12 protein-coding genes are annotated in these 12,701 nt (G+C 72.5%); 1 reads left to right on the top strand and 11 read right to left on the bottom strand.

The window, feature by feature from the left end:
- Positions 1–21: 21 nt before the first annotated feature.
- The 11 genes from BJP65_RS07720 to BJP65_RS07670 all read right to left on the bottom strand — a co-directional run bounded on the left by BJP65_RS07720 (position 22) and on the right by BJP65_RS07670 (position 11,920).
- Positions 22–1,233: an MFS transporter gene (locus BJP65_RS07720; protein WP_070408735.1), complete on the bottom strand. Its 1,212-nt coding sequence runs from the start codon at positions 1,231–1,233 to the stop codon at positions 22–24.
- Between the two features lie 103 nt (positions 1,234–1,336).
- Positions 1,337–2,116, bottom strand: a complete 780-nt coding sequence (locus tag BJP65_RS07715) for a creatininase family protein (protein WP_055935478.1) — start codon at positions 2,114–2,116, stop codon at positions 1,337–1,339.
- Positions 2,113–3,444: an FAD-binding oxidoreductase gene (locus BJP65_RS07710; protein WP_070408734.1), complete on the bottom strand. Its 1,332-nt coding sequence runs from the start codon at positions 3,442–3,444 to the stop codon at positions 2,113–2,115. Before BJP65_RS07710 ends, BJP65_RS07715 begins: the two co-directional genes overlap by 4 nt.
- A 142-nt stretch (positions 3,445–3,586) precedes the next feature.
- Positions 3,587–4,765, bottom strand: a complete 1,179-nt coding sequence (locus BJP65_RS07705; protein WP_070408733.1) for a nitrate ABC transporter substrate-binding protein — start codon at positions 4,763–4,765, stop codon at positions 3,587–3,589.
- A 146-nt stretch (positions 4,766–4,911) separates the two neighbouring features.
- Complete coding sequence (locus BJP65_RS07700) at positions 4,912–5,802, bottom strand: ABC transporter permease (protein WP_055935482.1); 891 nt, start codon at positions 5,800–5,802, stop codon at positions 4,912–4,914.
- A complete protein-coding gene (locus tag BJP65_RS07695; RefSeq protein WP_055832004.1) occupies positions 5,799–6,575 on the bottom strand; it encodes an ABC transporter ATP-binding protein in 777 nt (258 codons plus the stop codon). The genes BJP65_RS07700 and BJP65_RS07695 overlap by 4 nt, the downstream gene beginning before the upstream one ends.
- Positions 6,576–6,604: 29 nt before the next feature.
- The gene (locus BJP65_RS07690; protein ID WP_055832001.1) at positions 6,605–7,873 is read right to left on the bottom strand and encodes an amidohydrolase family protein; all 1,269 of its coding nucleotides are present in this window, start codon (positions 7,871–7,873) and stop codon (positions 6,605–6,607) included.
- A 213-nt stretch (positions 7,874–8,086) separates the two neighbouring features.
- Positions 8,087–9,034 carry a PDR/VanB family oxidoreductase gene (locus BJP65_RS07685; protein WP_070408732.1) on the bottom strand — a complete coding sequence of 316 codons (948 nt, stop codon included), beginning with the start codon at positions 9,032–9,034 and terminating at the stop codon, positions 8,087–8,089.
- Entirely contained in the window at positions 9,031–9,663 is a 633-nt protein-coding gene (locus BJP65_RS07680; RefSeq protein ID WP_070408731.1) for an XRE family transcriptional regulator, read from the bottom strand. Before BJP65_RS07680 ends, BJP65_RS07685 begins: the two co-directional genes overlap by 4 nt.
- Complete coding sequence (locus tag BJP65_RS07675; protein ID WP_070409898.1) at positions 9,660–10,958, bottom strand: amidohydrolase family protein; 1,299 nt, start codon at positions 10,956–10,958, stop codon at positions 9,660–9,662. Before BJP65_RS07675 ends, BJP65_RS07680 begins: the two co-directional genes overlap by 4 nt.
- Entirely contained in the window at positions 10,955–11,920 is a 966-nt protein-coding gene (locus tag BJP65_RS07670) for an XdhC family protein (protein ID WP_070408730.1), read from the bottom strand. Before BJP65_RS07670 ends, BJP65_RS07675 begins: the two co-directional genes overlap by 4 nt.
- A gap of 51 nt (positions 11,921–11,971) precedes the next feature.
- On the opposite strand from BJP65_RS07670, the gene BJP65_RS07665 reads away from it, so the two are divergent.
- Positions 11,972–12,541, top strand: coding sequence for an NTP transferase domain-containing protein (locus BJP65_RS07665; protein ID WP_070409897.1), 570 nt, complete (start codon positions 11,972–11,974; stop codon positions 12,539–12,541).
- Positions 12,542–12,701 lie beyond the last annotated feature (160 nt).

Genomic DNA, 12,701 nt, shown 5'->3' with positions numbered 1-12,701 from the left:
CCGATCCCCGGAGCCTCGGCGTCAGCGTCGCCCCACCCGCAGCACCGCCTCGCCCACCGCGGCGATCCCCGCGGCCAGCGCCAGCGACACCGCGATCGTGACGAGGGCTGCGGCCGGGCCCGTGGCATCCAGGGCAGCTCCGGCGATCACACCGCCGATCGGCACACCGAGCGACATCGCGGCGGTCGGGTAGGCGAGGGTTTCGGTGACGCGTCCTTCGGGGGCGCGGGCCGAGGCGACGAGGATCCCCGACACCATCACCGGCGACACCGCCAGCCCGAGCAGCAGGATGACCCCGAACAGCACCGGCACGGAGCCCTGCGCGAACGGCAGGCCGACGGCGACCAGGGCCGCCAGAGCCGCGAAGCCGATGTAGCGCGCGGCGGGCGAGAGACGCCACGTGCGCGCGCCGGTGACGACCGAGCCGATCGCGATCGCCACGGCCAGGGCGCTGAACGCCGGTCCGGCCAGCCACGGGCGCCCACCCACCTCGGCCCAGCCGACCAGGCCCACGTCGAACGCGCCGAACACGCCGCCGAGGGCGACACAGGCCAGAGCGATGGGAATCACCCCGGCGGGAGGCAGCACCACACCGCGCCGCTCGGTCCGCGGAGTCGACGCGGGTTGCGTGCCGCGCTGCGAGGCGAGCCACACGCCGCCGATCAGCCCGAGTCCGAGCGAGCCCAGCACCGCGACGGCCGGATCGAGAGCCGCGGCCACCGCCGTGATGGCGGGGGGACCGGCGATGAACACCATCTGGTCGGCGATCGTCTCGAGGGCCAGCGCGGCCGTCCGTTGCGACGGCGGGGCCAGCACCGTCCACCGCGCCCGCACGGCCGAGGTGAGATCCGGGGTCGCCGCCCCCGTCACGAACGCCGCGATCAGCCACGACCAGAACGGTGCCCCCGTCAGCACGAGGGCGAGGAATGCGGATGCCGCGAGCACGAGGCATCCGAGAGACACCAGGATCACGCGCGACTGCCCGTGCCGATCCATGCGCGACGACCACAGCGGGGCCGCGATCGCCATGCCGACCACGAGCGGTGCCACGACGAGCCCGGCCGAGGCGAAGCTGCCGGTCGCGGCCGAGACGAGGAGGATGATGCCGAGCGACAGCGTCGCCCGGGGGAAGCGCGCGAGGATGCCGGCGGCGACGAACGTCCGCGCCCCGGGCAGGCGCAGCACCTGGCCGTAGGCCCGGACGCCCTGGCCGGTTTCGGCGGCGACGCTCATGCGCGTCCCTCGGGCCGCGCACGACTCCTGCAGGCCGGTCGCCCGCCCGCGCGAAGCGAACGTATCCGCCCGTCGTGCAGGAGTCGTGCGCGCCTCGCCCGCATCACGCGGTGTAGTCGAAGCGGCTGATCTCCTCGAGCGCCTCGACGACGAACGACACGCTCTCCTCGAACATCCGCGCGCCGGCCTCGGCGTTCGCGCCGGTCGGGTCGCCGAGCACGCCGGTGGGACCGAAGTCGTTCGACAGCCAGCCGAAGGTCACCGGCTTGGAGTTGAAGCCGATGTGGCGGAACTCGCCGATGTGCGCGGGCACGGTGGCGTGGAATTCGGCCGGGTCGACCAGCTCGGGCCGCAGGTGCATGATCATGCTCGTCTCGCCGTAGCCGGCGTGGATGCCGGTGCCGTGCTCGTCGGGGGTGCCGTCGGTGCCGTCGAACGAGGGCACGCGGGCGGCGGGCATGAAGAAGGTGCGCAGGCCGAAGCGGCGACGCAGCTCGCGGTTGGCGACGTTCAACAGGGCGACGTTGCCGCCGTGCCCGTTGAGGAAGACGAGCGTGCGGGCCCGGGTGGTGAGGATCGAGCGGCCGATGTCGACGACCGTCTGCATCATCGTCTCGGGCGTCAGCCAGAGCGTGCCCGGCGCCCACGAGTGCTCGTCGGACTTCGTGATCGACAGGGTCGGCAGCTGCCAGACGTCGAGGCCCTGGGCGGCGGCCCGGGCGACGGCCGCCGTGGCCGAGGCTTCGGCGACGATGGCATCGGTCGCGAGCGGAAGGTGCGGACCGTGGTGCTCGATGGCGCCGGTGGGCAGCACGAGGATCGAGTCCTCGGTGAGGGCGGCCGCGGCGGCGGGGCCGCTGAGCTCGGCGAGAAGGCGGGTCATGAGATGATCGCTCCCTTTCGGGGTCCGCCGTAGGCGGGGTCGAGCTTGCCGGGGTTCAGCAGGCCGTTCGGGTCGGTGAGGCGGGCGGTGGCGGCGGTCTGCTCGACGTTGAAGTCGACGTTCCACTGATGCGGGTTGTGCACGCCCACCCCGATCGCGTTGAGGTCGGCGATGCCGCGGTACACGTCGTCCTCGCTGACGTAGGGAGCGGCGAGCATGCCGATGGGGTACTCCTTGGTCGACTCGATGTGCAGCTTCCCGCCCGGGAACACCGCCTCGACGGCGTCGACGTCGTCGGCCAGGGGAGCGCCCGCGACCTCGAGGTGGAACACCTCGTGCGGCTGGCTCTTCTGGTACCACTCGATGGGGTGGTTGTAGCTCAGCATCGACAGGCGGATGCTGGCCTGCGGTCCCTCGCGCACGGCTTCGACGCGGCCGCCGGCGCCCTCGATGATCGCGGTGACGGTCTCGATGAGCGAGGCGTCGATGATGGCCCGCAGGCTCGACCGGCCCTCGGGGATGGCCTCGTCGGCGGGGAGGGAGGCCGAGATCTCGGGCCCGTCGCCCGACACCAGGCGCGGTGAGGGGTCGAGGTTGCCGATCGTCTGCAGCACCGACAGCGTGCCGGCGTAGTCGGGGAAGCTCGCCCAGAGCCCTCGCCACTCGCGCAGCGGCTCGAGGCGCACGGTCGCACGCACGATGACGCCGGCGGTGCCGTAGTTGTGCACGTACTTCTGAGCCTCGTCGCCCTCGAAGTGGTGGATCTCGGCGCTGCCGTCGGCGTGCACGACGTCGAGGGCGGCCACGAAACCGCGGTCGTTCGAGCCGTGCGCGATCGAGCCGGTGCCGCCGGAGCCGCCCGAGAGGAATCCGCCGATGGTGGACTGCGCCGTCGAGGGGTACATCCACAGGGCTTGGCCCGCGGCCCACGCGGCCTGTTCGAGCAGCACCATCGGGGTGCCGGCCTCGGCCGTGATGTAGCCGTCGCCGACCTCGACGATGGCCTTGGCGCGGGTGGTGTCGATGACCAGGCCGCCCTGCATCGGAATGCCCTGGCCGTAGTTGCCGGTGCCCTTGCCGCGCACGGTCACGGGAACGCCGTGGCGCGAGGCCGCGGCGACGGCGGCGGCGATCTGCTCCGCGTCGGCGGCGAAGACGACCAGGTCGGCGAGGCCGAGGGGGAGCTTGGCGGCGATGATCGGCGACATCGGCGAGCCGTCGATGCTCGCGCGCTCGCGCACGCGCGGTTCGGTGCTGACGGCGGCGGGACCGAGCAGGTCGAGCAGCTCGTCCTCGAGGGAGAGGACGCGGGTGGCGGTGTCGCTCATGGGTGTGTCTCCGGGTGGAACGGGCGGAAGGGATGCCGGGGGTGTGGGGGAGGAAGTGGTCGCGGTCCCGTCGGCGAGCTCGGGGACCGGGGCGACCCGACCGAACGGCCCGGCCCGCGCGAAGCGGACCGGGCCGGGGCGGTCAGAACGAGATCGAGGTGTCGATGAACTCGTTCGTGTACAGGTCCTCCGCGGTCTCACCCGCGGCGGGCGGGGTGCCGAGGTCGGAGTAGACCTTGCTGGCCTTGGTGTAGAAGTCCGCGAAGCGGGTGTCGTCGAAGTTGCCGTAGGTGGAGTCGGGACCGTTGCCCACCAGGCCCAGGTCGACCTGGGTCTTGACGGAGTAGTCGGCGACGCCCTGCGTGTAGGTCCAGCCGGTGGCGTACTCGTCGACGAGCTTCAGCACGAGGTCGTTCGCCGCCGAGGGGTCCTTGTAGTACTCGACGCCGGCCTTCTGCAGCACGGGGACGAGCTTCGACAGGCACGGGGACAGCTCGTCGAACTTGTCGGACTTCACCGACACCGACGACTGGTACGTCTGCCATCCGGCGTCGTGGATCAGGGCGAAGTCGACCGGCTTGCCCCAGGCCGAGACCTCGTTCTGGTAGACGTACGGCTCGGCCGAGGCGAAGCCCTGCTGCATGTCCTTGCCGCCGGCGGCGACGAAGTTCGAGGGCGTCCCGTCGTACGAGCCGTCGAGGATCGAAGCGTCGGCCAGGCCGGCGCTCTTGAGGTACTCGATGTAGGCCGAGCCGTCGAAGTAGCGCCACACGCCGCCGTTCGACGACAGCGCGCCCTTGACGTCGTCGATCGTCTTGACGTTCGGGTAGGTGGCGGGGTCCCACATGACCATGGTGGGGCTGATGTCGAGGGGAGCGAAGACGGCCTTGGTCGGCGTGGTGGCCGACAGCTGGATCGCCTCGTCGGTGCTGATGTAGCCGAGGGTGATCTTGTCGTCCTGGTACATCTGGGCCGAGACCGTCTGGAAGCCGATCGCGGGACCGCCGGCGCGGATCTCGAGGTTGACGCCGGTGTACTCGCCGTCCGACATCAGCGGGCCGGTGACGGCCTTGGTGTTGGCGTCGATCGTGTAGTCGTCCTTGATCATCTCGTAGAGGTGACCGTGCTCGGCTTCGGGGTTCCAGTCGGTCTGCACGACGACGGTCGCGGGGCAGTCGGCCGAGAGGTCGACGGCGCCGATGGGCATGTCGGTGGCGGGGGCGGCCTGCTCCCCGGCGCTGCCGGCGCAGGAGGTGAGGGTGAGGGCGATCGCGAAGGCGCCGGTGACGGCGGTGCCGCGAAGAAGGGTGGAGCGCTGCATGCTGGTTCGCTTTCTGTGACGGGTGGAGCTCTCGGGTGCGGGTGTTCGGGTGCGGGTGTTCGAGTGCGGGTTTTCGGGTACGCCGGATGCCGCTCCCCACCCGTTGCGGAGGGGGGAGCCGTGGCATCCGGAATGCGGGGAGTCGGTCAGAGCGTGCTGTCGTACCATCGGCCGACGGCCGCCTTCGAGAGCCAGCCGAAGAAGACGAAGAGTGCGACTCCGAGCAGGCACGCGGCGAGGATGGCGGCGAACAGCTCGGCGCTCTGCAGACGCGACTGGTAGTTGGCGATGAGCGAGCCGATACCGGGCTCGCCGCGTCGGAAGAAGTAGTCGCCGACGATCGCGCCGACGACCGAGAGGCCGGCCGAGGTGCGCATTCCGACGAACATCGAGGGGAGCGCGGCCGGGAGGGTGAGCTTGGTGAGCACCGTCCACTTGTTGGCCTTCTGCAGGCGGAACAGCTCGCGCTGGGACTTGTCGACCGACTGCAGGCCGAACAGCGTGTTCGAGACCATCGGGAACAGGGCGATCAGCACGCAGACGATGACGCGGGCGAGGAATTCGTAGCCGAACCAGAATCCGACCAGGGGCACGAGCGCGAGGATCGGGATGCACTGCAGCATCACGGCGTACGCGTAGGTGGAGCGCTCGACCCAGCGGGCGAGCGACATCGCGATCGCCCAGCCGATGCCGAGGACCATGGCGACGATCAGTCCGGTGAGGGCGACGCCGGTCGTTCGGAAGAGTGCGATCCAGATGTCGGCGCCCACCTGCGGGTCGAAGAAGCCGAGGGTGAACATCTCGTGGGGCATGGGCATGAGGAAGCCCTTGCCCGAGGCGCTGAGCCCGATCGAGATGGCGTACCAGACGCCGAGCAGCACCACCAGCACCGCGAACGGCGGCGCGATGACGGCGATGCGAGCCCCGAACCCGCGACGGGCGCCGGTCGCGCGCGGACGCGGTGGCGTGGGTGGAGGAGTGGATGCCGTGGGCGCGGGCGACTCGACGGCGACCGGCTCTGCAGAAGTGGTGCTCATGAGTGTCCTTCCCGAAGGGCGTGGGAGACCTCGCCGACGAGCTTCGCGTACTCCGCGGTGTAGCGGATCTCGGGGTCGCGCGGCATGTCGAAGGGGATCTCGAAGGTGTCGACGAGGTGTCCGGGTCGCCCCGACATCACGACGACCTTGGTGGAGAGGTAGATGGCCTCGGAGACCGAGTGGGTGATGAAGAGACCGCCGAACTTCTGCGCGACGAAGATCTTGATGAGCTCGTCGTTCAGGCGTTCGCGGGTGATCTCGTCGAGTGCGCCGAACGGCTCGTCGAACAGGAACAGTTCGGGGTCGAGGGTCAGGGAGCGCGCGAGCGAGGTGCGCATCTTCATACCCCCCGACATCTGCTTCGGCAGGTGCTTCTCGAAGCCGTTCAGGCCGACGAGGTCGATGGCCCACTTGGCCTTCGGCACGCGCACGCGCTTGGGCTGCCAGTTGAGCTCGGCGAGCAGTTCGACGTTCGACTGCACGTCGCGCCAGGGCAGCAGGGTCGCGTCCTGGAAGACGTAGCCGATGCGGTCGGTGTTGACGGTCGCGGTGCCCTCGCTGGCCGTTTCGAGGCCCGAGGCGATGCGCAGCAGAGTCGACTTGCCGCAGCCCGAGGGGCCGACGACGCTGACGAACTCACCGGGATGGACGGTGAGGTCGACGCCGGAGAGGGCGGTGGTGCCGTTGGGGAATGTCAGGGCGACGTTGCGAAAGTCCAGGATCGGCGCGGTGGGATCCGCGACGGATGCCGGGGCGGGAGAGGCCAAGGTCACGGGGGCGCTCACTTTCCGTTGGGGGCGGGTTACGACGCCGTCGCGGGTGCGGCGGAGCGGGTTCGGACGGGCAGGGCGACGGATGCCGCGGTCTCGGTCGAGACGGTGGTGCGGCTGACGAGTCGGCCGCGGTGCAGCACGACGCGGTCGGCCGACGCGAAGGCGACGGCGTCGCCGAGCGAGTCGGCGCGCACGGCGACGAGGTCGGCGCGGGCGCCCGGCACGGGACCGGCGACGGGCAGGCCCATCACGTCGCGGGCACCGGTCGTGACGGCGTCCATCGCCGCCTCGGGTGCCAGGTGACCGGCCGAGACGAGCAGCGAGGCGGTCTCGAGGTGGTCGCAGCGGCCCACGGGGTTGAAGGGGTCGCGCACGTTGTCGGCACCGGCCGCGACGCGCACGCCGGCTGCGCGCAGGCGGCCGAGGGGCGCGATCCCGCGGGGCACCGCGTGCGCGGCATCCCATCCCTGCAGGTACAGGTTGGTGATGGGCAGGGCGATCACGCCGATGTCGGCGGCGCGGATCTCGTCGGCGAGCAGAGCGAGGTCGGCGGCGGGCATCATGCTCAGGCGGACGCAGTGACCGGCCGTGCGGGGGCGGTGCCACCCGGTGACGGCGCGGGCGTACGCGGCGAGGGTGTCGGCTCCGGCGAGGCTCTCGTCGGTGTGCAGGTCGAGGCCCACGTCGCGGCGGCGCGCGAGGGCGATGAGGCGCTCGAGGTCGGCGAGGGGGTCGTCGGCGAGGTGGGGCGCTCCGCCGACGAGGTCGACGCCCGCGTCGAGCGCGGCGTCGAACACCGCGTCGGGCACGGTGGGGCCGCCGAGGGCGACGAGCTCGATGTCCATCAGGCCCTCGAGCTCGTCGCGCAGGCGCACCAGGGCCCGCACGCCGATGAGGGGGTCGGAGCCGTGCAGCAGATCGACGTGGGTGCGGATCGACGTGATCCCGGATGCCAGCATCCGCAGTGCCGTCGACCGGGCCCGACCGAGCGTCTCGTCTTCGTCGAGGGTGACGGCGAAGGCCTGCCAGCTCTCGATGGCGCGCACGAGGTCGCCGAACGGGGGCTGGATGGCGTCCCACGACTGCGACTTGTCGAGGTGGGCGTGCGGCTCGGCGCCCGCCGCGGTGACGAGGTACCCGGTGAGGTCGAGCGTCTCGCCGTCGGTGTCGGGGAGGGGGCTTCCGGCCGGCACGACCGCGAGCACCTCGTCGCCGTCGAGCGCGATGTCGACGACGGCGCCCGAGGTCAGGCGCACGCCGCGCAGCGCGGCGATCGAGACGGGTGGAACGGCAGACACGGGGTCCTCCGGGGAGTCGGGCAGACAGACGTCGAGACAGGGGCCACAGCATCGGGGCGGGCCACCGGGAGTGGCCGGCCAGTGTTGGTGTGACCAACATCCGGCGATGTTCCGATGCTAGGAACCGCGCGTTTCCGCTGTATTTCCTGGGCGTGACCCTCGTGACAAACCTTGCGCGCAGCCGTGTCGGCGCGGCGAATGCCCGTCCTGCTCCTACAGCTCCAGCGTGATCCGCCCGCACGCCGCCCGTGACACGCACACCATCATCGACCGGTTGGCATCCTGTTCCTCCGGCGAGAGGACGGAGTCGCGATGCTCCACCTCGCCGTCGACCACGGCGACCTCGCAGGTGCCGCACGTGCCCACCCGACAGCTCGAGGGGACGACCGCGCCGTGCTCCTCCACCACGTCGAGGATCGATCGCTCCGGGGGCACGGTCACGGTGAGGCCCGACATCATCAGGTCGACCTCGAACGGCTCGGCCCACACCGGCGGGCCGAGCACCTTCGCCTCGAACCGCTCGACGTGCAGGCTCCCGCGCGGCCACCCCGCCATCGCGGCACCCAGGGACTCCAGAAGGCGCGCGGGTCCGCACGAGTAGACGACGGTGCGCGAGACGGGGGTGCCGAAGTACTCCGCGAGGTCGAGCCGGCGTCCCTCGTCGGCGGCGTACACCTCGATGCGGTCGCCGTACTGCGCGACCAACTCGTCGACGAAGGCCATGGTGCGTCGCGACCGGCCGGCGTACAGCAGCGTCCAGGAGGCCCCGGCGGTCTCGGCTGCCTCGATCATCGGGACGATCGGGGTGATGCCGATGCCCCCGGCGACGAACACGTACGCGCGGCCGGCGGTGGGGGCGAACAAGAAGTGGTTGGCGGGACCGCGCACGCGAAGCGGTGCACCGACGTGCGCGTTCTCGTGCAGCCACACCGAGCCCTCGCGTTCGCGGAGCACCCCGATGCGCCACGTGCCCCGCTCGCTCGGCGATCCGCAGAGCGAGTACTGCCGCTCGACACCGTCGGGCAGCACGACGTCGATGTGCGCGCCGGGCGACCAGTGCGGCAACGTTCCGCCCGTGCGCTCCAGGTCGAGCACGACCACGCCCTCCGCCGCATCGCGACGGGCGCGGACGACGGCTTCGAAGCTGACGCCTCCGGTCATGACTCTCCTTCTGCGGTGTCGTCGACACCGCCGCCGTGCACGAGTTCCTTCACGATGAGCAACCGATACGGCAGTCCGCCCGGCGAGTGCCACCGGTGCGGGGTCCCCGAGCGGCAGTAGACCGAGTCGCCGACCCGCAGGGTGCGCTCGCCGAAGTCCCCGAACGAGATCACCACCGACCCTTCGAGCACGGTGAGGAACTCGTCCTCGTCGTGCACGTAGTGGTCTCCCGGGTCGGGGTTGGCGCCGGTGAACTCGAGGGGTTCGAAGCGTCGGGGGCCCTCCGCGAGCAGACGCGCGGTGCCTTCCGCGTAGGGGCCGATCACGCCCTCGTCGGCGCCGACGAACGAGGGGTGCGCGTCGTGCTCGGGGCGGGGCGGCTCCGAGGCGGCGATGAGTTCGACCCGGCTGGTGCCGAGCGCTCGCGCGAGTCGTTCGAGGCTCGCCATGCTGGGCCGCGCGAGACCGCGTTCGAGCTGGCTGAGGAAGGGATGCGACAGCGTCGCCGCCTCGGCCAGCTGCGTCAGCGTGAGTCCGCGCGCTTTGCGCAGTCCGCGCAGGTGCGCGCCGAGCCGTTCGTCGCCGGTGGGGGTCTTCTCGGCGGGGATCGCGGGAGCCATGGTCGTCATCGTCCCACCCTCTCGAACAGCCGGGCGACGACCTCGTCCTCGTCGGCGGTGACCAGTCGGCCGCCGGCGACGACGACACGGCCGCCGACGACGACGTCGCGCGGACGCCGGCCGGGTGCGGCCCACAGCAGTCCCGCCACGGCATCCGCGACTCCGGCGTCGGCGACCCCCGAGACGTCCCACAGACACAGGTCGGCCGCGGATCCCGGGGTGAGCCGCCCGAGCTCGGGGCGGCCGAGCCCGTCGGCCGAGCCGGCCGTGGCCATCGCGAGCACCTCTGCCGCGGGCAGCTGCGGCCCGACGAGCGCCGAGACCTGCATCGCCAGTCGGGCGTCGGCGAGCAGATGCCCCGCGTCGTTGCTCCCGCCGCCGCTCGTGCCGAGCCCGACGGAGATCCCGGCGTCGAGCAGTCGTCGCACGGGGGCGACGCCCCACCCCATCGGCACGTCGCAGCCGGGTGCGTGGGTGGCGGAGGCCCCGGATGCCGCGATCCGGGCGATCTCGTCGTCCGACACGTCGCACAGGTGGGCGAGGGTCACGTCGGCGTCGAGCCAGCCCCACTCCTCGAGAAGGTCGAGCGGGCGGGCACCGTAGCGCTCGAGGGCGATGGCGACGTCGACGACCTCGTTCGCCTGCGTGCGGCGGCGCAGACCGTGCACGCGGGCGACCTCGCGGAGCGCGTCGAAGGTCTCACGGGGATCGCTGTGCACTCCGGCCGGGCCCACGGCGACCTGCAGCGCACCGTCGGCGCTGATGCCGCCGGGCGCCCCGGGAACGAGGGCGCGCACGATCGCGTCGGCCGAGTCCGCCGCCTCGGCGGGATCGTCGCGCGCGGCACCGCGCACGAACACGAGTCGGGCGCCGAGGTCGCGGGCCGCGGCGGCCGCCGCGCGCGCCATGCCCACGGTGTCGGCTCCGCTCGGCCAGGTCAGGTGGTGGTCGGCGACCGTGGTCACCCCGCTCAGCAGGGCTTCGGCGAGCCCCGCCCGCGCGGCGAGCCCGGTGAGCTCGGGGTCGACGCCGGCGGCGGAGTACGCCGCGGCCATCGCCGGCAACCAGTCGCGCATGGGGATGCCGCGGGTGCCGGGCAGCGTGCGGAACGCCGTCTGCAGGAGGTGGTGGTGCGCGTTGACCAGCCCGGCGGTCACGACGCACCCGGTGGCGTCGATCACGGTCGCCCCCGACAGGTCGGCCGAGGCGACGATCGTGCCGTCGACGCTCACGACGTCGCCGGTGTGCACGCGCCCCGTCCCGTCGACGACGGCGACCGCGCCGCGCACGACGAGCGCGCTCATGCGCTCCTCACCGCGCACGATGCGTCGAGGTCCATCCCGTGCAGGCGTGCGCCGCGCCGGTCGCGCAGCGGACGGGCGTCGGCGGCGTTGCGGGATGCCACGATCTCGGCGATCACCGAGAGCGCCGTCTCTTCGGGGGTGACGCCGCCCAGGTCGAGGCCCAGGGGGGAGTGCAGGCGCGCGAGCTCGGCATCCGTGACCCCCGCCGCGCGCAGGAGCTTCGCGCGGCGCGCGACGGTGGCCCGCGCCCCCATCGCCCCCACGAACCCCACGGGCAGACGCAGCGCCGCGCGAAGCGCCGGCACGTCGAGCCGTTCGTCGTGCGTCAGCACGCAGACCGCCGTGCGCGCGTCGGGTTCGTCGAGGGTGGCGAGGTAGTCGTGGGGGGCCGCGACGACCAGCTCGGTCGCGTCGGGGAAGCGTTCGCGCGTCACCAGCAGCGCCCAGTCGTCGCACACGGTCACCGCGAATCCGGCGGCGGCTCCCAGTCGGCAGAGCGCCGCGGCGTGCTCACCCGCGCCCAGCACGATGAGCCGGGGCGGTGCCGGGCGGTGCAGTACGAGGGCCTCGCCGTCGAGGTCGAGGCGCAGGGTCGCCGCGCGGCCGGTGCGGGCGTCGTCGAGGGCGGCGCGCGTGGCGTCCGCGTCGATCCGGTACGCCACGACGTCGACCGCACCCCCGCAGGCGAGCCCCGCGGCGATGGGGGTGACCGTGCCGTCGTCGCCGAAACCGAACCGCGCGCGGCGCACGGTGCCGGTGCGCAGGGCGTCGAGCCCGAGCATCACGGCGTCGCTCTCGACGCAGCCTCCCGAGATCGATCCGATCACGCGGGCGTCGCGGGTCACGGCGAGAGTGGCCCCCACCCCGCGCGGTGCGCTGCGCACGACGGCGGTCACGGTGACCGCCGCGACGGGCACTCCCGCGTCGAGCAGGGGCACCAGGTCGGCGGCCAGTTCGAGCATGGACGCGACGGTAGTCGGGGCGTGTTTCGCGCACGCTACGCTGTCGTGACCATGCCCGCCGACCCCCTCGTGCCCCCGTGCGGACTCGTCCTCGCCGCGGGCGCCGGGCGTCGTTTCGGTGGTCCCAAGGCCCTCGCCCGCACCCCCGCCGGCGTCCCCTGGATCGCGCTCGCCGTGCGGGCTCTGCGCGCGGGCGGGTGCGGCGACGTCCTCGTCGTCCTGGGCGCGGCCGCCGACGAGGCGGCCCTCCTGGTGCCCGCCGAAGCGACGGTGGTGCGCGTCGCCGACTGGCGGACGGGGGTGGCCGCGTCGCTGCGCGCGGGCCTCGAGGCCGCGGCATCCGGACCCGCATCCGCCGTCGTCGTGCTGCCGGTCGACACCCCCGACGTCGTCCCGGCCGCGATCGCCCGCCTCGTCCGGCGGGCGGCTCCCGACGCCCTCGCCCAGGCGGCGTACACCGGCGAGCCGGGGCATCCCGTGCTCATCGGGCGAGCGCACTGGGCGGCCGTGAGCGCGTCGGTGCGGGGCGATATCGGGGCGCGGCCCTACCTGATCGCCCAAGAGGCGGAGTTCGTCGAATGCGGCGATCTGTGGTCGGGCGCCGACCGCGACGAGCGCTGAGTCACGGTCTGATCACGGCCGCGAGGAATTTTGACGTGCCTCTAGACAAAACCCCCCTCGATGGATAATTTTTCGGAGCCGTCATAATTCGACGGACCAGAGTGCCGGGACGACGACGTACCCGATCCGACGCCGGGGAGGGCGCGGGTGCGGACCACGA

Source organism: Microbacterium sp. BH-3-3-3 (genome assembly GCF_001792815.1).
Classification (GTDB): Bacteria; Actinomycetota; Actinomycetes; order Actinomycetales; family Microbacteriaceae; genus Microbacterium.
The sequence above is the reverse complement of the archived record's forward strand: the minus strand, read 5'-3'. Positions and strand labels throughout refer to the sequence as shown.